We start from the raw sequence: 22,722 nt of genomic DNA on the forward strand, positions 1-22,722 counted from the left end.
AGGGAGGGATAAAAAAAGAGATTCGTGGGACTAAAAAAGATAAAACTCAGGCGGTCGAATGACCGCCTGGAGATGTTCACTTACGCTTGGTGACCGTTGATGTAATCAATGGCAGCCTGAACGGTGGTGATTTTCTCAGCTTCTTCGTCCGGAATCTCAGTATCAAACTCTTCTTCCAGAGCCATTACCAGCTCAACGGTGTCAAGAGAATCTGCGCCCAGGTCTTCAACGAAGGAAGCGGAGTTCACAACTTCTTCCTGCTTAACGCCCAGCTGTTCGCCGATAATTTTCTTAACGCGTTCTTCGATAGTGCTCATACTCTTAAATTTCCTATCAAAACTCGCTTTCGCGATGGTTTTCGTAGTGTATAAAATGTTGAAAAATTTGCAACTAAATCCCGGCAGGTCTTACCACGATTTTACGTTATTTTGAGGCCAACCCCTACAATAACGCAAATATTTTTCATCGTGATTAAACCATATACATCCCGCCATTGACGTGAAGGGTTTCACCAGTGATGTAACCCGCTTCGTCAGAGGCTAAAAATGCAACCGCGCTGGCGATTTCTTTAGGGTCGCCAAGACGACCCGCCGGAACTGCCGCCAGCGTACCCGCACGCTGATCATCGGTCAGCGCACGCGTCATGTCCGTTTCAATAAAGCCCGGAGCAACAACGTTTACAGTAATACCGCGGGACGCGACTTCACGTGCCAGCGACTTACTGAAGCCAATCAGACCTGCTTTCGCCGCAGCGTAGTTAGCCTGACCAGCATTTCCCATGGTACCAACCACAGAACCAACAGTGATAATACGACCATGACGCTTTTTCATCATAGCGCGCATTACCGCTTTTGACAGACGGAATACAGATGACAGGTTGGTTTCGATAATATCGTTCCACTCGTCATCTTTCATTCGCATCAGCAGGTTGTCGCGCGTGATCCCGGCATTATTGACCAGAATATCGACTTCGCCAAACTCTGCGCGAATATTTTCCAGAACAGATTCGATAGATGCAGGTTCGGTCACATTGAGTACCAGACCTTTACCGTTCGCACCCAGATACTCGCTGATGGCCTGAGCGCCATTCTCGCTGGTTGCTGTACCAATCACTTTCGCGCCGCGCGCAACCAGTGTTTCAGCAATTGCACGCCCGATACCGCGGCTTGCGCCGGTAACCAGTGCGATTTTTCCTTCAAAACTCATGGTATTCCTCTTTTATTGCGCGAGTGCCGCTGACAGTGCTTCCGGCTCGTTAATGGCCGAGGCAGTCAGGGTATCAACAATACGTTTTGTCAGGCCGGTGAGGACTTTACCTGGACCGACTTCATACAGATGCTCAACGCCCTGTGACGCCATAAACTCAACGGTTTTGGTCCACTGTACCGGGCTGTAAAGCTGGCGAACCAGCGCATTACGGATTGCTTCCGGCGCGGTTTCGCATTTCACATCGACGTTGTTTACAACGGAAATCGTCGGTGCGTTAAACGTAATTTTTTCCAGCTCAACCGCCAGTTTGTCGGCGGCTGGCTTCATCAGCGCGCAGTGTGACGGAACGCTGACCGGCAGTGGCAGCGCACGTTTCGCGCCAGCAGCTTTACAGGCAGCACCAGCACGTTCAACCGCTTCTTTATGACCGGCGATAACGACCTGGCCAGGCGAGTTAAAGTTTACCGGTGAAACCACCTGACCTTCAGCAGATTCTTCACACGCTTTTGCAATCGAAGCATCATCCAGGCCGATGATAGCAGACATGCCACCCGTGCCTTCTGGCACCGCTTCCTGCATGAATTTACCGCGCAGTTCTACCAGACGTACCGCGTCAGCAAAGGCGATCACACCCGCACACACCAGTGCAGAGTATTCACCGAGGCTGTGGCCCGCGAGCAGTGCAGGCGCTTTGCCGCCCTGCTGCTGCCATACACGCCACAGCGCAACGGACGCGGTCAGCAGTGCTGGCTGAGTCTGCCAGGTTTTGTTCAGTTCTTCGGCTGGACCCTGCTGAGTCAACGCCCACAGATCATAACCCAGTGCATCAGAAGCTTCACGGAAAGTCTCTTCAATTACCGGATAGTGTGCTGCCATTTCAGACAACATCCCAACGGTTTGAGAGCCCTGCCCCGGGAACACAAAAGCAAATTGCGTCATTTTTTAATCCTTATCCTAGAAACGAACCAGCGCGGAACCCCAGGTGAACCCGCCACCGAAGGCTTCAAGCAAGACCAACTGGCCCCGTTTGATTCGTCCATCGCGTACCGCTTCATCAAATGCGCACGGTACCGACGCCGCAGAGGTGTTGCCATGGCGATCAAGGGTCACCACAACATTATCCATCGACATGCCCAGCTTTTTCGCGGTTGCGCTGATAATACGCAGGTTAGCCTGATGCGGCACCAGCCAGTCAAGCGCAGAGCGTTCAAGGTTGTTCGCTTCCAGCGTTTCATCAACAATGTGTGCAAGCTCAGTCACCGCCACCTTGAACACCTCATTACCTGCCATTGTCAGGTGAATGGAGCTTTCCGGATTAACGCGATCGGCGTTTGGCAAGGTCAACAGCTCGCCGTAGCTACCGTCGGCATGCAGATGCGTGGAGATGATGCCCGGCTCTTCGGACTGCCCGAGCAGCACCGCACCCGCACCATCACCAAAAATAATGATCGTCCCGCGATCGGTTGGATCACAGGTACGCGCCAGCACGTCAGCGCCGATCACCAGCGCGTACTTCACGGCGCCAGATTTAACATACTGATCGGCAACGCTCAGCGCGTAGGTGAAACCTGCGCACGCGGCAGCAACGTCAAATGCCGGGCAGCCTTTAATGCCGAGCATGTTCTGCACCTGGCACGCTGCGCTTGGGAAGGCATGCGTGGCAGACGTGGTGGCGACCACGATCAAGCCAATCTGTTCTTTATCGATGCCAGCCATTTCGATAGCGCGCTGTGCGGCTTCGTAACCCATGGTGGACACGGTTTCGTCTGGCGCGGCGATACGACGTTCACGGATACCTGTGCGCGTGACAATCCACTCGTCAGACGTATCTACCATTTTTTCAAGATCGGCGTTGGTACGCACTTGTGTTGGCAGGTAGCTGCCGGTACCTAAAATCTTCGTATACATGTACGCTCAGTCACTTTTAGCTAATACAGATTCCAGGCGAGCGGCAATCCGTTGAGGAACTTGTCGCTGCACCGCCTGCACTGCCTGTTCTATCGCGACGGAAAAGGCTCGCTGATTGGCCGCACCGTGACTCTTAATCACGATGCCGCGCAATCCTAACAGACAGGCGCCATTATACTGGTCGGGGTTGAGGTGACTGAATCGCCGCGTCAGGCTTTTTTGTAACCAACGCTTTAATAAAATCAGCCACCAGGCGCTTTTTTTACCTTCCCCCTGCGATTTCAGCAGAGAAAGGAACATTCGCACCACCCCTTCCATAGTCTTCAACGTTACGTTTCCGGTGAAGCCATCACACACTAATACATCTGTCTTACCCGTCAGCAACTCATTGGCTTCGAGATAACCAATATAGTTGATGGAGGGAACCTGCTTGAGCAATTCGGCAGCGTCACGAATGCTGTCCAGGCCTTTGGTCTCTTCTTCACCAATATTCAGTAACGCAACGCGGGGATTGTGAATTCCCACTACGTCTTCAGCCAGCACCGACCCCATCACAGCAAACTGAGCCAGCATTGTACTATCACAATCAACGTTAGCACCGAGATCCAGCACCACCGTTTTGCCCTTTTGTTGATGCGGCAACACCGTCACCAGCGCCGGGCGCTCAATGCCCTCAATGGGCTTGAGCAATAATTTCGACAGCCCCATCAGTGCACCGGTATTTCCCGCACTGACGCAAGCCTGCGCTCGCCCTTCTTTCACCAGCTCCAGTGCAATGCGCATAGAGCTGCCACGGCTATTGCGAATAGCCTGCGATGGCCGGGCATCACTGGCAATAACTGACTGTGCAGGAATAATCTGCAGACGTGAACGTTGTTCGAAGTCAGCTTTTGCAAGTAATGGCGTGATTGTGTCGGGATTGCCGACTAAAAGAAGTGTGAGTTGCGAATTAGAATTCAGTGCCTGCAATGCTGCAGGCACTGTCACGGAAGGGCCAAAATCTCCCCCCATGACATCTAACGCCAGGGTTAGACGTGTCAAGGTATCGTCGCAGCCTGGTTCGGTAACTTCCCCGTTTGCACGGGGAAATCCTCACTAAGCCTAATCACGCTAACGCGTGATTACTTAGTGATAACCTTGCGGCCGCGGTAGAAACCGTCAGCGGTGATGTGGTGACGCAGGTGTTTCTCACCAGAAGTCTTGTCTACAGACAGGCTGGTAACTGCAGTCAGCGCGTCATGGGAACGACGCATGCCACGTTTGGAACGGGTTGGTTTATTCTGTTGTACGGCCATGGACCTTACTCCTTAATTACTTACGCTTTAAGCTGGCTAATACGGCAAATGGGTTTGGTTTTTGCGCTTCATCAGGCAGTTCCCCAAAGACCATGTCCGCCTCGGACACTTCACAGTGTTCAGAATCATGCACCGGAACCACTGGCAAGGTGAGGATGATTTCATCTTCAACCAGAGCCAGAAGATCGATTTCACCGAATTCGTTAACCTCAATCGGCTCATACGCTTCCGGGAGTGCTTCAGCCTGCTCGTCAGAACGAACGGGACTGAAACAATACGTTGTGTGAACATGCTGTACAAACGGTTTCCCGCAACGCTGACATTCGAGGGTTACCGTCACCTTTGCATCACCGGTTAAAACGGCGAGACGCTGGTTGTCGATAGCGAACGACATGGAGCATTCTACATCACTGTCCACACTGACTACGGATTCGGCAATACGCTCAGCCTGATCGGAAGAATAGATACCTTCGTAATCAAGGCGTTTTTGAGCCGTACGAACCGGATCAAGAGTCAGGGGTAATTTTACCTTTTGCATAGGGCGCGCATATTAACTTTGTAACGTCATAGAGTCAAAGAAAAAGGCAACCAGAGCTGCCTTTTGCCAATTATTCGCACACATTGTGGCCTGTAGTTTAAAATGGCTGGCATCGATACGCTATATCTGGTGATAAAAATATGCCAAATCTCGTTCTCGCCTCCACTTCACCCTACCGTCGAATGCTGCTGGAAAAGCTCGGGATCCCGTTCGAATGCGCTGCCCCCGACGTTGACGAAACGCCACACCTGGGCGAATCCCCGCGTCATCTGGTGACGCGTCTCGCACAAGAGAAAGCGCAATCGCTGGCCGCACGTTATCCCGCCCATTTGATTATAGGCTCCGATCAGGTTTGTGTACTGGACGGAGAGATCACCGGCAAGCCGCATACGGAAGAGAACGCCTGCCAGCAGCTTCTGCGTGCACGTGGCACTATCGTGACCTTTTATACAGGGCTGGCGCTTTATAACTCCGCCTCAGGCCACCTGCAAACGGAATGCGAGCCGTTCGACGTGCACTTTCGCCATCTCAGCGAGCAGGAAATAACGGATTATGTCCGCCGGGAACGTCCGCTCAACTGTGCAGGAAGTTTTAAAAGTGAAGGATTGGGGATTGCGCTGTTCGACAAGCTGGACGGTCGCGATCCCAACACGCTAGTGGGGTTACCGCTGATTGCCTTGTGTCAGATGTTAAGGCGAGAAGCGTGTAATCCACTGACGGCGTGACTTTTGCCCAGCGGCGCTTCGCTTGCATGGGCCTACGGATTTCGTAGGCCGGGTAAGCGCAGCGCCACCCGGCGCATAATCAGCCGCGCAGAACCTTCAGGCAGCGTTTCAGCTGCTCATCCAGCGGCGCTTCAATACGGATGATTTCACCGGTGTTTGGATGGGTAAACTTCAGCGCAGCCGCATGCAGGAACAGACGCGACAGCCCCGTGCCCGCCAGTTGTTTATCAAACTCGCGGTCGCCATAGCGGTCATCAAACGCAATAGGATGCCCGGCAAACTGGGTATGCACGCGAATCTGATGGGTACGCCCCGTCACCGGGCTGCAGCGCACCAGCGTGGCAAATTCATAGCGCTCTTCAACTTTAAAGCGCGTCTCGGACGGTTTCCCTTCCTGATTCACACGCACAATGCGCTCGCCGCTCTGCAGAATATTTTTCAACAGCGGTGCCTGCACCACTTTTACATGGGACTGCCACTGCCCGCGAACCAGCGCCAGGTAGTCTTTCTGCATCCCTTTTTCACGAAGCTGCTCATGCAAAGAACGCAGCGCAGAACGCTTTTTCGCCACCAGCAGCACGCCGGAGGTATCACGATCCAGGCGATGCACCAGCTCCAGGAAACGGGCTTCCGGTCGAAGCGCGCGCAGTCCTTCAATCACGCCAAAGCTCAGGCCGCTGCCGCCGTGTACGGCTGTACCTGACGGTTTGTTCAGTACAAGGATATAGTCATCCTCATAAAGGATGACGTCACTCAGCGCAGCCACTTTTTGCAGCTTAGGCGAAACCGCCTCTTCTTCACGTTCAGCCACGCGCACCGGCGGAATACGCACTTCATCACCGGCTTCGAGCTTATACTCAGGCTTCACGCGTTTTTTGTTAACCCGCACCTCGCCCTTGCGCAGGATGCGGTAAATCATACTTTTTGGCACGCCTTTCAACTGGGTGCGTAAAAAGTTATCGATGCGTTGCCCCGCATAGTCATCCACGATAGCAACAATTTTTACGGCTGGAGTCTCTGTTTTCATGGTTGGCGATTCTAAATATCGTCAGCCATTAGCGCCACTCATTTTTCTATGCTTATATTTACTTTTATCCGGCCTGCGCCCCGTTTCGCGCAATCGATTTGGTGGTTATTAAACCAATCACCACCTCGAAGTGAAGAAACTGTGAGTAACCGGGTGATAATTGGTAAAAGTCATCTTGCTATAACCCGGCGAGCAGTGGAATAATGAGGCTGTTTTCCGTGTTAAATCCTGGTTAAGTAAGGATGTCGACGGAATGACCAATTTTGTCTGACCGATCATCCACGCAGCAATGGCGTAAGACGTATTGATCTTTCAGGCAGTTAGCGGGCTGCGGGTTGCAGTACTTCCCGGTATAAGGATTGTTTTCTGGAGAGTTCTACCCAGGCAATTCCCCTGATAATTGCGCTGTGTTTCCGTATGAAATACAGGCAACCGACACTCTGCGCCTCTTAAGCGAGCGACAACCGTGAGGTTGGCGACGTGAACAGACACGAGGCCATCGGTTCATACCCCGGAAAGCGTCACCTTGCCCGCAGCTTTGTCGTCAATGTAAGAATAACGAGTAAGTTACGATGAAAAGAATGTTAATCAACGCAACTCAGCAAGAAGAGTTGCGTGTCGCCCTTGTGGATGGGCAGCGCCTGTACGATCTGGATATCGAAAGTCCTGGACACGAACAGAAAAAAGCGAACATTTACAAAGGTAAAATCACCCGCATTGAACCAAGCCTTGAAGCTGCATTTGTCGATTACGGTGCTGAGCGTCACGGTTTCCTCCCTCTTAAAGAAATCGCCCGCGAATATTTCCCTGCAAACTACAACGCCCATGGCCGCCCAAACATCAAAGATGTTCTGCGTGAAGGTCAGGAAGTTATCGTCCAGATTGATAAAGAAGAGCGTGGCAACAAAGGTGCCGCACTGACGACCTTTATCAGCCTGGCGGGGAGCTATCTGGTTCTGATGCCAAACAACCCGCGTGCGGGTGGTATCTCTCGCCGTATCGAAGGTGATGACCGTACCGAGCTGAAAGAAGCGCTGGCAAGTCTTGAACTGCCGGACGGCATGGGGCTTATCGTGCGTACCGCAGGCGTAGGCAAATCTGCCGAAGCGCTGCAGTGGGACTTAAGCTTCCGTCTGAAGCACTGGGAAGCTATCCAGAAAGCCGCAGAAAGCCGCCCTGCTCCGTTCCTGATCCACCAGGAAAGCAACGTTATCGTGCGTGCCTTCCGTGATTACCTGCGTCAGGACATCGGCGAAATTCTGATTGATAACCCAAAAGTGCTTGAACTGGCTCGCCAGCACATCGCCGCGCTGGGTCGTCCGGATTTCACCAGCAAAATCAAACTGTACACCGGTGAAATCCCGCTGTTCAGCCACTATCAGATTGAATCCCAGATTGAATCCGCCTTCCAGCGTGAAGTGCGTCTGCCATCCGGTGGTTCTATCGTTATCGATACGACCGAAGCGCTGACCGCTATCGACATCAACTCCGCGCGTGCAACCCGCGGCGGTGATATCGAAGAGACCGCCTTCAACACCAACCTTGAAGCCGCTGATGAAATCGCCCGCCAGCTCCGCCTGCGCGACCTGGGTGGTCTGATCGTTATCGACTTCATCGACATGACCCCTGTTCGTCACCAGCGTGCGGTTGAAAACCGTCTGCGCGAAGCGGTGCGCCAGGACCGTGCTCGTATTCAGATCAGCCATATCTCTCGCTTTGGCCTGCTGGAGATGTCCCGTCAGCGTCTGAGCCCATCACTGGGTGAGTCCAGCCATCACGTTTGCCCGCGCTGTTCCGGTACCGGTACCGTGCGTGATAACGAATCGCTGTCCCTCTCTATTCTGCGTCTGATTGAAGAAGAAGCGCTGAAAGAGAACACTAAAGAAGTTCACGCCATTGTGCCGGTGCCCGTTGCCTCTTACCTGCTTAACGAAAAACGTGCAGCGGTAAGCGCAATCGAAGCACGTCAGGGCGGCGTTCGCTGCATCATCGTGCCAAACGACCAGATGCAGACTCCGCACTATCACGTGCTGCGTGTACGTAAGGGCGAAGAGACGACCACCCTCAGCTACCTGCTGCCGAAGCTGCATGAAGAAGAGATGGCACTGCCATCCGATGAAGAGCCTGCCGAGCGTAAACTGCCTGAGCAGCCTGCATTAGCCACCTTCATTATGCCGGAAGCGCCGCCGGAAGCCGTGCTGGAAAAACCAGCGGCTAAACCTGCTGCGCAAAAAACTGCGCCAGACGTGGCGAAAGCCCAGCCAGAGCAACCTGGTCTTCTGAGCCGTTTCTTCGGCGCGCTGAAGAAGATGTTTGCTGGCGAAGAAGTTCAGCCGGAGCAGCCAAAAGAAGCACCGAAAGAAGCGAAGCCTGAGCGTCAGCAGGATCGTCGTAAGCGCCAGAACAACCGCCGCGATCGTAATGACCGCAGCGATCGTAACGACCGTAACGATCGTCGCGACAACCGTTCTGACAACAACGAAGGCCGTGAGCAACGCGAAGATAACCGTCGCAACCGTCGCGAGAAACAGCAGCAGAATGTTGAAGATCGCGAAATTCGCCAACCGGCGGGCGATGAGTCCGAGAAGAGCAAACAGCGCGACGAGCAGCAGCCTCGCCGCGAGCGCAATCGTCGTCGCAACGACGAGAAGCGTCAGGCGCAGCAGGAAGTTAAAAACCTGAACCGCGAAGAGCCTGTTGAACAGCAAGACGCTGAGCAGGAAGAACGTACTCAGGTTATGCCACGTCGTAAGCAGCGTCAGCTGAATCAGAAAGTCCGTTTTGCTTCTGAAACGACCGAAGAGACAACTGTTGTTACGGAAACCGTCGCCGAAAGCGCGCCGCAGACCCAACTGGCGAAAGTTGATCTGCCAGCAGTGGTAGAGAACAACGCCGAGCAGGACGATAACGGGGAAGGTCGTGATAACGCAGGCATGCCGCGTCGTTCACGTCGTTCTCCTCGTCACCTGCGCGTAAGCGGTCAGCGTCGTCGCCGTTATCGTGACGAGCGTTACCCGACTCAGTCTCCAATGCCGTTAGCTATCGCGTGTGCGTCACCTGAAATGGCATCCGGTAAAGTCTGGATCCGCTACCCGGTTGCTCGCCCGGAGCAGATTGTTGAAGAACAGTCTGTCACCGAAGAGGTGATTGCACCTGTCGTTGCAGCTGAAGAGGTTGTGGCTGCAGCAGCGACGGTGGTTGAGCCGCAGGCTGTGGAAGCTGAAGCCCCACAGGCAGTTGAAGTGGAAACCACCCATCCTGAAGTGATTGCTGCCCCGGTTGATGCCGCACCGCAGTTCATCGCCGAAGAAGACACGGCCGTGGCCGAAGAGGTTGCTGAAGAAGTTGAAGTCGCCGCGCCGGTTGAAGACACCGCTGACGCTGTTATCGAAACGGTGACAGAAGAGGTGGTTCAGGAGGTTGAACTCGACGTTGAACCGGTTCGTGAAGCCGAAGAAGCTCCAGCGCCTGAGGTAAAACCAGAGCCAGTGGTTACTGCGCCAGCGGCAGCACACGTTGCAACGGCACCCATGACTCGCGCACCTGCGCCTGAGTATGTGCCGGAAGCACCGCGTCAAAGCGACTGGGTTCGCCCGGAGTTCAACTTTGACGGCAAAGGTTCCGCAGGTGGTCACAGCGCGACGCATCAGGCGACTGCACCGGCAACCCGCCCCCAGTCTGTTGAGTAACACGCGTTAATACGAAAAGCCGACCTCAGGGTCGGCTTTTTTATTGCGCATTTGCTGGCTTTCTCATTCCGGCTATACCCGGCATCACCTGCTTCATCATCTCCAGAAAACGTCGCAAGCGCGCCGGATAGTATCGCGACCACGGATAAACCAGATGGACGGGCAGCGCCGTGGGTTGCCACTCGGGCAGAAGAGGGATTAAGCGCCCTTCCTGAATATCCTCTTTCACCGTCCAGCTTGATACCAGCGCCACCCCCAGCCCGGTCAGGGCCGTATTTCGCGCCACGTACAGGCTGTCCGTGCTCAGACGCGGCGTAATGGCAATGCGTGTCGGCTGCGCTGCAGCATCAAACAGCTCAACGTGTCGCTGGTAGAAGGTGCTGATGGCAATCCAGGGCAGCGCCTGCAAATCCTCTGGCTTGCTAACCTTTGGGAAGCGTGCCAGCAACGCCGGAGAGGCGACGATGGAGCGCGGTACCTCTGCCAGCTGTACGGAAACCGTGGCGGGATCGACCTCGGCACCCACGCGGATCGCACAATCAATATTGTCGCTGAGGAAATCCACCGACTTATCGTTCAACATCCACTCAACGGAAAGCTGAGGATAACGCTGCAAAAATTCCGTCAACGGTTTCAGGAGCTGTTCCTGACCAAAGGCGTGCGGTGCCCGCACCCGCAATACCCCAACCGGTTCATCCTCCGCCTGCCCGACTTCATCTTCCAGCGCCAGCCAGCTATCAATCACCCGCCGGGCATGCTGATAGCAGCGTTCACCGTCGTCAGTAAGCCTGGTGGCATGGGTGGTTCGCAGCAGCAGGCGAGCCCCCAGCAACGTTTCCAGAGACTGCAAACGTCGGCTTACCGTGGCCTGAGTCGTCGAAAGCTGCCTTGCCGCTGCCGAGAGCGAGCCGGTTTCCACAATGCGAACAAAAGTTCGCATCAGTTCCACTCTGTCTATACGCTCAACTCGCTTCATACTTTCCTCTGTCATACTCTTAACGTATAAGCGTTTTACCATCGGCCCGTCTACCGCCGCAAGACGTAGTGATAAAAAATAGCCTCACACTATGACTGAGGAACGTCTTATGAACACAACAACTGCCTCCCATGCCGTGAGCCGCTGGGTGATATTAATGCTGGCTCTGGGTGCTGGTTTCAGCGTGGCATCCATTTACTATGCACAGCCTTTGCTGCCTCTCATGGGCGCAGACCTTCATTTGAGTATTGAAGGAATGGGCCTGGTTCCGACGCTGACCCAGGCTGGCTACGCGCTCGGCATCCTCTTCCTGCTGCCGCTTGGCGATCGTCATGACCGCAGGACGCTGATTCTGATTAAAAGTGCTGCCCTGGCGCTGTTTCTTCTGGGCTGTAGTCTCACCGGGCAACTCCCTTCACTGCTGCTGGCAAGCCTGCTGATTGGCATGGCCGCCACCATGGCGCAGGATATCGTTCCCGCTGCTGCTATCCTCGCCCCTGAAGGTAAGCAGGGGAAAACCGTGGGCACCGTCATGACAGGTCTTCTGCTGGGCATATTGTTGTCGAGAACCGTCAGCGGCGTGGTCGGTGAAGCCTTTGGCTGGCGGGTGATGTATCAGCTGGCTGCTGCAAGCATTGCCTTTGTCGGCGCGGTGATGTGGGCCGTACTCCCACGTTTTGCTATTCACTCCACGCTGAGCTATCCCGCGCTGATGCGTTCCATGGAACACCTGTGGCGTCGTTACCCGGCACTGCGTCGCGCGGCGCTGGCTCAGGGTTTTCTGTCGATTGCCTTTAGCGCATTCTGGTCAACGCTGGCCGTGATGCTGCTGGAACGCTACCACCTCGGCAGCGCCGTGGCGGGCGGGTTTGGTATCGCAGGTGCTGCCGGGGCATTAGCCGCGCCGCTGGCCGGCGGGCTGGCGGATAAACTGGGTGCAGGAAAAGTGACGCAGCTGGGTGCCGCGCTCGTCACCGTCTCGTTTGCGCTGATGTTCCTGATGCCCGCCCTCGGCGTTCACGGGCAGTTGATCCTGATTGCCATCTCCGCCGTCGGTTTTGACCTTGGCCTGCAGTCAAGCCTGGTGGCTCACCAGAACCTGGTTTACAGCCTTGAACCGCAGGCACGCGGTCGCCTGAACGCCCTGCTCTTTACGGTGGTGTTTATCGGGATGGCGCTAGGCTCGGCGTTCGGCAGCAAAATTTATACGATGGCAGGCTGGCCTGGCGTGGTGGCGCTGGCAACCCTGTGCGGCGTTATTGCCCTGGTCATCAGACTGATTGAAAACGCCCGGGTAACCTCCGCTCAGGCTGAAACCGTGTAAAAAAAATGCCCAGTCCATACGGGCTGGGCAGTCAAAACATGCCCAGTTTCAAGACATGTTCTAAGAGGTCAAGACGTTATTTGTTCATCTGGAACAGGGACATCCCCTGCATATCGCTAAACGCCTTATAGGAGGCCTGCAGAGCCGCCTGCTGCATGGAGTAAGAAGAGATCACCGAGTTCCAGTCCACATCGACCAGGTCGCTCATCTGCTGCGTTTGGCCCAAAGCACGGTCATCGCCCAGCGAATCCAGTTTGCCCAGCTCGTCCAGTTTGATCCCCAGGTCTGCACGCACGGTCAGCACGTTGTTCAGCGAGTTGCTCAGGCCGCGGTTGGTTTTATCCATCGCTGCCGTAAACGCATCGGCTTTAGTCTGGTCGCCTTCAACCGGCGTATTCAGCGCAGCGATAGCGGTATCCAGGATCTTAAACAGGTTGGTTTCCGGCGCGCTGCCGTCCGGCTCCGGTTTCGCGTTACTGGTGAAGGTATCGAAAACTTCACTGCCCGTGTGGCTGATTTGCATGGTACGCGCGGCGTCAACCTGCTGGCTGATTGGCGTAGAGCCGCCGTTATAGGTGCCGGTCGTCTCGTCGAAGGCCGCCGCTTCCGTTTTGTAACCCGCAAAAATATAGCGTCCATTACCGTCGGTGCTGTTTGCCAGGTTCATCAGCTGATCGCGGATCCCCTGCAGGTTGGTGGCAAGCGACTGTCGGTCATCATCGCTCAGGGTTCCGTTACCGGCGTTAACCACTTTTTCCTGCGCGGTGATAATCGCATTCGTCACCTCTTTCAGCACGTTCTCTTCCAGCGACACCTTGGTCGTGGCGAAAGAACGCGCCAGCGCATACTGGCTGTTCTGCGTCTGCGCCTGGGAGAGCACAACGGCCTGAGAGGCCGCAATCGGGTCATCGGAAGGACGGTTTACGCGCTTGCCGGTTGACATCTGCTCGCCATAGCCCAGCCAGAGACTCTGGGAGTTCGTCACTCCGCGCATGCTCTGCTCATACATCATTTGAGTACTAATACGCATTTTTTAACCCCGGCCTTAGCGAATGTTGATCAACGCATCAAACAGCGTGCTCGCCGTTTGCAGCACCTGCGCATTCGCCAGGTAGTACTGCTGATAGCGCTGCAGGTTGCCGTATTCTTCATCCAGGTTAACCCCGGAAATCGACTGCTGCTGTTTGGTCAGCTGCGTTACCACGTTGTCTTTCGTGGCGCTGCTGGTTTTCAGCGATGCCGTGGTGCTCCCCACCGTACTGACCAGTGACGCATAGGCATCGTTGAAGGTTTTGTTATTCCTCACCAGCTTCGCGCTCTGCAGATCCAACAGTTTTTGGCCGTTGGTATTGTCGCTATCGCCGCTGTCGCTGGCGGAGGCCATCGCCAGTTTGGATTCATCGCTAATCGCGACGTCCATATTCATAATGACGTCATTCACCGGTTTCACGATGAAGCTGTCTTTCTGGTTGGCCGCACCGGTGATGTTCACGTTCAGACCGTCAAACGACAGGTTACCGCTGCCGTCCGGCGTGGCCGTAAAGCTGGTTTTGTCAGACAGACGCGTGACCGTCCAGTTGGTCCCGTTGTACTCAACTTTATAGTTCGTCGCCTGCACCGCAGAGCTGTCCGTTACGCTCGCCGTTACCGACGCGCTGCCGGTGTTTTTGCTGTTACTCAGTACGGAAGGTGAACCGAAGTCGAACAGCTTGCCGCCCGCGTCGCCGTTGGCGTCGAACCCGGCTTCATGCTGTGTGTTCATCGCGTCGGCAAACGCCAGCGCCATCTGGTTAAGCGTGTTACGCGCCTTATCCAGATCTTCAGTACGGAAGGTCAACAGTCCACCCAGTGACCCTGTGGTGATCTGCTTTTCCGGGATCTCAACGTTTCCAGACGCTGCATCTACGTAGGCAATCGTGGTGCGCGATGGGTCAGCACTGGATTTCACCGCAGCCAGCTGGCTGGCAGTACTGCCCTGTACCAGGGTGTAACCGTTCGCGATGGAGATATTGTAGGTACCGCTGTCCTGCACGGTCACGTCCACACCCACAATCTTATTCAGCTCGCTCACCAGCTGATCGCGCTGATCGAGCAGTTCGTTCGGCGATGCGCCCGCGCCTACGCCGGTCAGACGGGAAATCTGATCGTTAAGGTTGGCTATCTGCTTCGCGTAGTTGTTGATCTGATCCACGCTGGTGGTGATCGCGGTGTTAACCTGCGCATCCTGATCGCGAAGATACTGATCGTTGGTTTTAAACTGGTTTACCAGGCCATCCGCTTTACCGATCACCGTCTGGCGCGCAGCCGGATCTTCGGCGTTACTCACCAGCGTTTGCAGGCTCTTGAAGAAATCCTGCAGGGTGGTCGAGAGCGAGTTGGTGGTATCGGAGAGCACGTCGTCAATTTTTGACATCTGCTGATAGCGCGTTGTCAGCCCGCTGCTCTGCGTCTGTGCGGCGCGCAGCTGGTTGGTAATGAAGGCGTCATACTCACGCTGCACGCCGGAGACATAAACCCCGTTCCCCACCCAGCCACCGCCGGTCAGCGTGCTGTTAGCCGCGCCCAGAATGGTGTTCTGGCGGGTGTAACCTGCCACGTTATAGCTTGAAATATTATTACTTACGGTATTAAGTGCCGCCTGTGCCGCACTGAGGCCACTCATGGCGCTGTTAATCAAACTGGACATGGGGGTTCCTTTTATACTTTCAGACACGAGTCCTGATGAAGGTTATCGGCAGCCTCCACCGGGACTTGAGAACTTTCAGAACAGATTTTCAATATCGGTGCTATAGGCTTTACTCATCTTCTCACCCATCGATTTCAGCTGCTGGATCATGCTGGTGAGCTTGCGCGCATAGTTCGGATCGGTAGCGTATCCCGCATTCTGCAATGCCTGCGCGCCCTGCTCCGGCGTCGATGCCTGCGTCACGGCGGTATAGCGCGGGTTTCGGCTTAACAGGCCGACGTAATCTGACAATGCTTCAAGGTAGGAGCTGTAAACGCGGAATTTGGCTTTAACCTTCACTGCCGCGCCGTTTTCGTATTCGGTGGTGATGATCTCGGTTGTCGGCCCCTTCCAGCTGGAGGTGGCTTTGACGCCAAAGATGTTGAAGCTCGGATCGCCGTTTTCCTTACGGATTTGACGCTGGCCCCAGCCCGACTCCAGGGCCGCCTGGGCCAGGATCAGGTGATGCGGTACCCCGCTCTGCTCGCTGGCCAGTCGTGCAGGCAGAGAAAGCTGCGCCAGGAAGTCCTTACTGTCGCCGGAGAGCGGCTCGTCGCGCGTCTCTGCGGGCTTCGGCATGGCCTTACGCACCATCTGCGTCAGCGCCTGGTTCTGATAACTGGTCACCGTTTCGATGTCGAACTTCATCGGCACCTGCTGCGGCTGATCCTCAGGCTGAATCCCCTGTGCGGCAGCGGTCTGTTTGACAATCATGTCAGCCAGTCCGAGTCCTTTACCGGCGGTCATCTGCTGTGCAATCTGCTGGTCATACATGCTGGTGTACAGCCGCGTGGAATCACTGCTGAACATCCCGTCTTTCGGCAGGGTCTCACGCATGCTTTTCAACATCATCTGCACGAACATCCCTTCCACCTGGCGGGCGACCGGGCGGATATTCGCCGCCGGGTCTTTGCCTGCTTTGGTTTTCAGTTCGTTCAGCGACTGAGCATCCCAGGCGGCACCGGTCAGCAGTTTGCTATCGGTCAGCATTAGATGATTTCCAGTTTGGCGCGCAGGCAGCCTGCACTTTGCATCGATTGCAGAATCGACATCAGATCCATCGGCGTCGCGCCCAGCGCATTCAGGGCGCGCACCACGCTGTTCAGGTTCGCGCTGGAACGCACGCTTTGCAGCGAGCCGCCGCTCTGGCGCAAATCAATCTGCGTTTGCGGTGTCACCACCGTCTGACCGCCACCAAATGGCGTGTCCGGCTGGCTGACGTTGGCAGAGCGGTTCACCGTCACGGAGAGGTTACCCTGCGCCACGGCACAGCTGTCCAGCGACACCTCGCGGTTCATCACCACTGACCCGGTGCGTGAGTTGATGATGACTTTGGCATCCTGCACCGGCACGTTCACTTCCATATTCTGGATATCCGCCAGCATACGCACCTGGTTACTGTTACCCGAAGAGGTCCGGATCTGCACGGTACGCGCGTCCAGCGCCGTGGCGCTCCCGTAGCCGCGGCTGCGGTTGATGGTGTCGGCAATTTGCTGCGCCATCGTGAAGTCTTCATTATTAAGCTGCAGGTTGATGGTATTTCCTGCGCCAAACTGGGTCGGCAGCTCGCGCTCGATGATGGCCCCGTTAGTGATACGCCCGCCGTTCAGCTGGTTCACCTGCACGCTGCTCCCGCCCGCAGAGGCACCCGCACCGCCAACCAGAATGTTACCCTGCGCCAGCGCATACACCTGGCTGTCGACACCCTTAAGCGGCGTCATCAACAGCGTGCCGCCGCGCAGGCTTTTGGCGTTACCCATGGAGGAGACCACCACGTCGATGGTCTGCCCCTGACGCGCAAACGCCGGATAGGACGCGGTCACCATCACCGCCGCCACGTTTTTCAGCTGCATGTTGGTCCCCGCAGGGACGGTAATACCAAGCTGCGAAAGCATGTTATTCAGGGTCTGGGTGGTGAACGGCGTTTGGGTGGTCTGGTCACCCGTACCGTCCAGCCCCACCACCAGGCCATAGCCAATCAGCGAGTTCTCGCGCACGCCCTGAACGCTGGTCAGGTCGCGAATACGGTCAGCCTGAGCGAAGGTTGCCACCAGCGCCAGCGCCACGGCGAAGATCGTTTTAAACATGGGTCACCTCGCTTACATCGGCGATAAGTTAAGGAAGAAACGCTGCAGCCAGCCCATATTTTGCGCTTCATTGATATAGCCGTTACCGACGTATTCAATGCGCGCATCCGCCACCTGAGTGGACGGTACGGTGTTGGTGCCGCTGATGGTGCGAGGGTTAACCACACCGGAGAAGCGAATGAACTCAGTGCCCTGGTTAATGGCGATCTGTTTTTCACCCACAACGTGTAAATTGCCGTTAACCAGCACCTGGTCAACCGTCACCGTCAGCGTGCCGCTGAAGGTGTTACTGGCGTTCGCACCACCTTTACCGTTAAAGGTATTGCCGCCAGACGCCTCAACATCCGCACGCGCATTGCCGAACAGGCCCTGCAGATAGCGTGGAACGGTGTCGAAGCCAAAATTGGTTTTGCCATCGCGGCTGGCGTTCGCCGACGAGCTCTTGCTCGCACTGACGTTTTCCTGCAGCACGATGGTCAGCGTATCGCCGATGTTACGCGGGCGACGATCTTCAAACAGCGGCTGATAGCCGTAGTTAATTGGCTGTGCGGTCTGGAAAATGGAGCCGTTCACCACGGGCGCGGGGCCGGGTACGGGCTGGGCGGTAGTCGCACCCTCGACCAATGGTTTAGACGGGATCCAGGCACACCCGCTGAGGGTAATGGCCAGAACAGTCAGTATCGGATAACGAAACGCCGCGTTTTTTTGCATTGCCTTCATCTTCGAAAACAGGGAGCCGGTGCGGCGTTGACCGCACCGGGCTGCACCTTAGAGTTGCGTCAGTTTCTGCAGCATCTGGTCGGTCGTCGACACTGCTTTACTGTTAATTTCATACGCGCGCTGAACCTGGATCATATTCACCAGCTCTTCCGCCACGTTAACGTTCGAGGTTTCAACATAACCCTGATACAGCAGACCCGCGCCGTTCAGCCCCGGCGTGCTCTCATTTGGCGTACCGGAGGACTGGGTTTCGGTGTAGAGGTTCTCACCAATGCTTTCCAGACCGGTATCGTTCATGAAGGTGGTCAGGTTGAGCTGTCCAACCTGAACGGGCGCGGCCTGACCCTGCTGGGTGACGCTCACGATACCGTCGCGCCCGATGGTGATGCTCAGGGCATTCGCCGGAATGGTGATTGCAGGCTGAACCTGGAAGCCGCCCGCCGTCACCAGTTGGCCGTTTTGATCCACCTGGAATGAGCCGTCACGGGTGTAGGCTGAGGTACCGTCAGGCAGCTGTACCTGGAAGAAACCCTGCCCTTTGATGGCGACATCTTTACTGTTGTTGGTCTGAGACAGGTTGCCCTGGCTGTGCAGACGCTCGGTCGCTACCGGACGCACGCCGGTACCAATCTGCAGACCGGACGGCAGCGTCGTTTGCTCAGAAGACTGAGCACCCGGCTGGCGAATGGTTTGATAAAGCAAATCTTCGAAAACCGCACGCTGACGCTTGAAACCATTGGTGCTGACGTTTGCCAGGTTGTTGGCAATCACATCCATGTTGGTTTGCTGCGCGTCCAGGCCTGTTTTCGCGATCCATAAAGAACTGATCATAAGGAGTCCTGTTAACTCATAGCCAGAAGTTGGTTAGCCTTGCTCGCGTTTTCATCCACGCTGCTGATAATTTTCATCTGCATTTCAAAACGGCGGGCGCTGGCGATCATGTCGGTCATGGCTTCAACCGGCTTGACGTTACTGCCTTCCAGCACGCCGGACATCACGCGAATGCTCGGGTCAGCCTGGAGCGTAGCGCCACGGGTGGTCTGTGCCGCCTGGGTCAGACGGAACATGCCGTCATCGCCGCGCTGCACCTCTTTGCCTTCCGCTTTAACCAGCTTCAGACGCCCGACGGGCGCAACGGTATTGGCCGGATCGCCCGGGTTTAGCGCCGAGATGGTGCCGTCTGCCGCGATGGTCAGCTCTGAGCCTTCCGGTACCGTGAGCGGACCGGCTTCGCCCATCACCGGATGACCCTGAATGGTCAACTGCCCGGTTGCGCTCACCTGGATATTACCGTTACGGGTATAGCCTTCGCCGCCGTCTGCCGTCTGCACCGCCAGCCAGCCGTCCTGCTGAAGGGCAACGTCCAGCGGACGCGAGGTGTAATCCATCTGGCCCGGCGTCATATCGGCACCGGGCGTGGATGCCGTCACCAGCGTACGCGTAGGCAATGAAAGCCCTTCGACCGGCACCGCACGCAGCGCATTAAGCTGCGCGCGAAAGCCCGGCGTAGAGGCATTTGCCAGGTTGCTGGCGGTAACGGCCTGCTGATTGAGCGTCTGGCTTGCCGCGCCCATCGCTGTATATATTGCGTGATCCATTGCGCGTTCCTGTTAGCCGCTTAACGCAGGTTAACCAGCGTGTTGAGGATCTGATCCTGCGTTTTGATAGTCTGCGCATTCGACTGGTAGTTACGTTGCGCGACAATCATGTTCACCAGCTCTTTACTCAGGTCCACGTTAGAGGCTTCCAGCGCGCCGTTGGTCAGCGTACCGAAGTTACCGGTACCCGCCGTGCCGAGCAGCGCAACGCCGGAGGACTGGCTTGCAGACCAGACGTTGTCGCCTTCAGATTTCAGGCCTTCGTTGTTAGCGAAGTTTGCCAGCACGATCTGACCCAGAACCTGCGTCTGTTCGTTGGAGTAATTACCGACCACGGTACCGTCGTCGTTAATCTGATAGCTCACCAGATCGCCCGGCTTGTAGCCGTTCTGGGTGGTCCCGACAACGTTGTTGGCACCGGTATTCTGCTGCATGGAGTTCTGGAAGCTCAGGGAGAACGTCGCAGGCGTCGCGCCGCTCACTGAACCGGTGGTGATGTTGATGGCCGGAGTGGCGTTTGGCGTCGCGCTCAGTACGCCAGCCGCGTTGTAGTTGTACACGCCCGCCAGGTTACCGTTGCTGTCAAAGTTCATTTGAGCGGCTTTGGTTGCTGGAGAACCGGCAACGCTACCGTCCTGGGTGTACAGATCCCATTTGTTGTCTGCTGTTTTGACGTAGTAGACATACATGTTGTGGGCGTTACCCTGGGTATCGAATACGGTCACGGTCCCTTTTTTGTTGTAGGTATCCGGGTTAGTCGCATCGAACGCGGCAGTCTGCGCATCATCCGTGGAGTTCAGGTTGATCTGCTGGGTTGCCGTTGTGGTCGCCTTCGCGGCCATCAGGGTGTTAGGGATGGTAATCGCCTGTGGGTTCGCACCGGTCTGCACCGTTGGTGGCGTACCTGCAACCGGATAGCCGGTCAACTGCATCCCCTGCATGTTCACCAGGGTACGGTTTTCGTCGAGCTTAAACTGGCCGTTACGGCTGTAGAACACAGAGCCGTTGGAATCCACCATACGGAAGAAACCGTTCTGGCTGATGGCAACGTCCAGACCACGACCGGTATTGGTGGTGGTACCGTCGGTAAAGTCCTGAGTGATACCCGCAACTTTAACGCCCAGGCCGACTTTAGAGCCTGCAAACATATCGGCAAACGAGGCCGAACCGGATTTAAAACCATAGGTCGCGGAGTTGGCGATGTTGTTGCCAATGACGTCCAGGTTGGTGGCCGCAGCATTCAGGCCGCTGACCGCTTGAGAAAAGGCCATGACTTACTCCTGATAAGTGTAAAGGCTTAGATAATCTGCCGAACTTCGTCGAGTGTGGTGGTACCAGAGGTACCCAAATCCAGTTTGTTGCCATCGCTACTTTTGATGACGCCCTGAACCAGTGCAAACTGCAGCGGCTGCGCAACCAGCTGGGTGGTCCCGCTGCTGGCGCTGATCGCCACCTTATAGGAACCGTTTGGCGCTTTGGTGCCGTCGGTCAGGCTGCCATCCCAGGTGAAGGTATGCACACCGGCTTTCAACTCACCGATGTCGATGGTGCGTACCACGGCACCGGTCGAGTCGGTGATCGTCGCGGTCACTTTGTCAGCCGCCTGCTGCAGCTCAACGCCAAACGGCGTGGTGGTGGTGGTTGAGGTGCCATCGGTGGTGCTGGTGCCCGCCAGAATGGTAGTCCCCGGGATCATCACCCCGTGACCAATCAGGTTGGCTGCCTGCAAAGACTGGCTGTTGTCGATTTGACCGGAGACGGAGCCGAGCGTGGTATTCAGTTTCTCAATGCCGCTCACGGTGCTGATCTGCGCAAGCTGCGTGGTCAGTTCGTTGTTCTGCATCGGGTTGGTAGGATCCTGGTTCTTCAGCTGCGCCACCAGCAGCGTTAAGAAGCTGCTTTGCAGATCGTTAGCACTGCTTCCGGTCAGGGAGCTGGAACCGGAGGTCGTACTGGCACTGCTGACCCCCGTATTCGTTGGGTCATTCATACTGACGGCAATGGACATGCGTGTCTCCTTTACTGGCCGAGCGTGAGTGTTTTGAGCATCATGCTCTTCACGGTGTTGAGCACTTCGACGTTTGCCTGATAGCTGCGCGAGGCGGACATCGAGTTCACCATCTCACCGACCACATCCACGTTAGGCATCTTCACGTAACCACTGGCATCGGCGAGCGGGTTGCCCGGTTCATACACCAGCTTGTCAGGTGCCTGGCTCTCCACCACGTCAGAGACTTTCACGCCGCCTGTTGCCGCACCCGGTGCAGCATCGACCTGAAAGACCACCTGTTTTGCTTTATAGGGCTGTCCGTCAGGACCGGTTACGCTGTCGGCGTTAGCGAGGTTACTGGCGGCAACGTTCAGACGCTTGGACTGTGCCGTTAACGCCGAACCCGCGATATCAAAAATATTCAGCAAAGCCATGGATTAGTTGCCCCCTTGCAGGACGGTCATCATGCCTTTAATTTGTCCGCCGAGTAGGGTCAGACCCGTCTGGTACTGCAGGCTGTTATCGGCAAACTGCGTACGCTCCCGGTCCATGTCGACGGTGTTGCCGTCAAGCGATGGCTGGTCGGGAATGCGATAAAGTAAATCGGTCGTGGGCGCGGTCATCGCCTGAGCAGGAATATGGCGTGAGGATGTCAGTGCAAGTGCGACACCCGTTCCTTCGGCACGTCCACGCTCCATCACTTTTTTAAGTTCACTGGAAAAATCAATATCGCGCGCCTGATACCCCGGGGTATCGGCGTTGGCAATATTGGCGGCTAAAATCTCCTGCCGCTGGGCGCGTAAATTGAGCGCTTCCTGCTGAAAACGTAACGCGGCGTCGAGTTTATCGAGCATGTCTCCTCCGCTGATGGCAAAATTTCAGTTCACAGCTTAAATCTCACCCCGTCTCCC

Annotated in this window: 23 protein-coding genes; 3 read left to right on the forward strand and 20 right to left on the reverse strand. The window is 55.9% G+C overall.

From position 1 onward, the window contains the following. Positions 1-80: 80 nt before the first annotated feature. The 7 genes from acpP to yceD form a co-directional block, all read right to left on the reverse strand. A complete protein-coding gene (acpP, locus tag AC2T6E_RS04705; protein ID WP_003857954.1) occupies positions 81-317 on the reverse strand; it encodes an acyl carrier protein in 237 nt (78 codons plus the stop codon). A 154-nt stretch (positions 318-471) separates the two neighbouring features. Continuing rightward, on the reverse strand, positions 472-1,206 hold the full coding sequence (gene fabG, locus AC2T6E_RS04710; RefSeq protein ID WP_010429699.1) for a 3-oxoacyl-ACP reductase FabG: 735 nt from the start codon (positions 1,204-1,206) through the stop codon (positions 472-474). A 12-nt stretch (positions 1,207-1,218) separates the two neighbouring features. Continuing rightward, positions 1,219-2,148 (reverse strand): ACP S-malonyltransferase, encoded by a 930-nt coding sequence (gene fabD, locus AC2T6E_RS04715; protein ID WP_032647992.1) that lies wholly within the window; start codon positions 2,146-2,148, stop codon positions 1,219-1,221. A gap of 15 nt (positions 2,149-2,163) precedes the next feature. Further along, positions 2,164-3,117 (reverse strand): beta-ketoacyl-ACP synthase III, encoded by a 954-nt coding sequence (locus AC2T6E_RS04720; protein ID WP_032647990.1) that lies wholly within the window; start codon positions 3,115-3,117, stop codon positions 2,164-2,166. Positions 3,118-3,123: 6 nt separating this feature from the next. Beyond that, complete coding sequence (plsX, locus tag AC2T6E_RS04725; protein WP_010429690.1) at positions 3,124-4,158, reverse strand: phosphate acyltransferase PlsX; 1,035 nt, start codon at positions 4,156-4,158, stop codon at positions 3,124-3,126. Between the two features lie 80 nt (positions 4,159-4,238). Then, the gene (gene rpmF, locus AC2T6E_RS04730) at positions 4,239-4,412 is read right to left on the reverse strand and encodes a 50S ribosomal protein L32 (RefSeq protein ID WP_003857964.1); all 174 of its coding nucleotides are present in this window, start codon (positions 4,410-4,412) and stop codon (positions 4,239-4,241) included. Positions 4,413-4,428: 16 nt separating this feature from the next. Continuing rightward, the gene (gene yceD, locus AC2T6E_RS04735) at positions 4,429-4,950 is read right to left on the reverse strand and encodes a 23S rRNA accumulation protein YceD (RefSeq protein ID WP_006174678.1); all 522 of its coding nucleotides are present in this window, start codon (positions 4,948-4,950) and stop codon (positions 4,429-4,431) included. A 140-nt stretch (positions 4,951-5,090) separates the two neighbouring features. Between yceD and AC2T6E_RS04740 the strand changes: the two genes are divergently transcribed. Next, complete coding sequence (locus tag AC2T6E_RS04740) at positions 5,091-5,675, forward strand: Maf family protein (RefSeq protein ID WP_212473737.1); 585 nt, start codon at positions 5,091-5,093, stop codon at positions 5,673-5,675. 79 nt (positions 5,676-5,754) lie between these two features. Here AC2T6E_RS04740 and rluC read toward each other — a convergent pair whose 3' ends face one another. Next, positions 5,755-6,702 (reverse strand): 23S rRNA pseudouridine(955/2504/2580) synthase RluC, encoded by a 948-nt coding sequence (rluC, locus tag AC2T6E_RS04745; protein ID WP_486690722.1) that lies wholly within the window; start codon positions 6,700-6,702, stop codon positions 5,755-5,757. Positions 6,703-7,274: 572 nt separating this feature from the next. Between rluC and rne the strand changes: the two genes are divergently transcribed. After that, a complete protein-coding gene (gene rne / locus AC2T6E_RS04750; RefSeq protein ID WP_460212456.1) occupies positions 7,275-10,391 on the forward strand; it encodes a ribonuclease E in 3,117 nt (1,038 codons plus the stop codon). Between the two features lie 40 nt (positions 10,392-10,431). Here the strand turns inward: rne and AC2T6E_RS04755 are convergent, their stop codons facing one another. Next, positions 10,432-11,409 carry a LysR family transcriptional regulator gene (locus tag AC2T6E_RS04755; RefSeq protein ID WP_486690724.1) on the reverse strand — a complete coding sequence of 326 codons (978 nt, stop codon included), beginning with the start codon at positions 11,407-11,409 and terminating at the stop codon, positions 10,432-10,434. A gap of 67 nt (positions 11,410-11,476) precedes the next feature. Here AC2T6E_RS04755 and AC2T6E_RS04760 point away from each other — a divergent pair, with 67 nt between their 5' ends. After that, the gene (locus tag AC2T6E_RS04760) at positions 11,477-12,691 is read left to right on the forward strand and encodes an MFS transporter (RefSeq protein WP_447853936.1); all 1,215 of its coding nucleotides are present in this window, start codon (positions 11,477-11,479) and stop codon (positions 12,689-12,691) included. A gap of 76 nt (positions 12,692-12,767) precedes the next feature. On the opposite strand, the gene flgL is transcribed toward AC2T6E_RS04760, so the two are convergent. The 11 genes from flgL to flgB all read right to left on the reverse strand — a co-directional run bounded on the left by flgL (position 12,768) and on the right by flgB (position 22,665). Next, the gene (flgL, locus tag AC2T6E_RS04765) at positions 12,768-13,721 is read right to left on the reverse strand and encodes a flagellar hook-associated protein FlgL (protein WP_010429668.1); all 954 of its coding nucleotides are present in this window, start codon (positions 13,719-13,721) and stop codon (positions 12,768-12,770) included. A gap of 15 nt (positions 13,722-13,736) precedes the next feature. Next, positions 13,737-15,377 carry a flagellar hook-associated protein FlgK gene (flgK, locus tag AC2T6E_RS04770; protein ID WP_486690727.1) on the reverse strand — a complete coding sequence of 547 codons (1,641 nt, stop codon included), beginning with the start codon at positions 15,375-15,377 and terminating at the stop codon, positions 13,737-13,739. Between the two features lie 75 nt (positions 15,378-15,452). Continuing rightward, positions 15,453-16,406 carry a flagellar assembly peptidoglycan hydrolase FlgJ gene (gene flgJ / locus AC2T6E_RS04775; protein ID WP_486690729.1) on the reverse strand — a complete coding sequence of 318 codons (954 nt, stop codon included), beginning with the start codon at positions 16,404-16,406 and terminating at the stop codon, positions 15,453-15,455. Then, a complete protein-coding gene (locus AC2T6E_RS04780) occupies positions 16,406-17,503 on the reverse strand; it encodes a flagellar basal body P-ring protein FlgI (protein WP_010429662.1) in 1,098 nt (365 codons plus the stop codon). The genes flgJ and AC2T6E_RS04780 overlap by 1 nt, the downstream gene beginning before the upstream one ends. Before the next feature lie 12 nt (positions 17,504-17,515). After that, the gene (gene flgH / locus AC2T6E_RS04785; RefSeq protein ID WP_120158551.1) at positions 17,516-18,214 is read right to left on the reverse strand and encodes a flagellar basal body L-ring protein FlgH; all 699 of its coding nucleotides are present in this window, start codon (positions 18,212-18,214) and stop codon (positions 17,516-17,518) included. A gap of 57 nt (positions 18,215-18,271) precedes the next feature. Next, positions 18,272-19,054, reverse strand: coding sequence for a flagellar basal-body rod protein FlgG (flgG, locus tag AC2T6E_RS04790; RefSeq protein ID WP_000625853.1), 783 nt, complete (start codon positions 19,052-19,054; stop codon positions 18,272-18,274). 11 nt (positions 19,055-19,065) lie between these two features. Then, positions 19,066-19,821, reverse strand: a complete 756-nt coding sequence (locus AC2T6E_RS04795) for a flagellar basal body rod protein FlgF (protein ID WP_120158550.1) — start codon at positions 19,819-19,821, stop codon at positions 19,066-19,068. A gap of 20 nt (positions 19,822-19,841) precedes the next feature. Further along, positions 19,842-21,092 carry a flagellar hook protein FlgE gene (gene flgE / locus AC2T6E_RS04800; protein WP_100167048.1) on the reverse strand — a complete coding sequence of 417 codons (1,251 nt, stop codon included), beginning with the start codon at positions 21,090-21,092 and terminating at the stop codon, positions 19,842-19,844. A 26-nt stretch (positions 21,093-21,118) separates the two neighbouring features. Further along, entirely contained in the window at positions 21,119-21,829 is a 711-nt protein-coding gene (flgD, locus tag AC2T6E_RS04805) for a flagellar hook assembly protein FlgD (protein WP_100167049.1), read from the reverse strand. Between the two features lie 11 nt (positions 21,830-21,840). After that, entirely contained in the window at positions 21,841-22,245 is a 405-nt protein-coding gene (gene flgC, locus AC2T6E_RS04810) for a flagellar basal body rod protein FlgC (protein ID WP_010429647.1), read from the reverse strand. A gap of 3 nt (positions 22,246-22,248) precedes the next feature. Then, positions 22,249-22,665, reverse strand: a complete 417-nt coding sequence (gene flgB / locus AC2T6E_RS04815) for a flagellar basal body rod protein FlgB (RefSeq protein WP_010429643.1) — start codon at positions 22,663-22,665, stop codon at positions 22,249-22,251. Between the last annotated feature and the right edge of the window lie 57 nt (positions 22,666-22,722).

This window comes from Enterobacter sp. B79-1 (assembly GCF_057444735.1).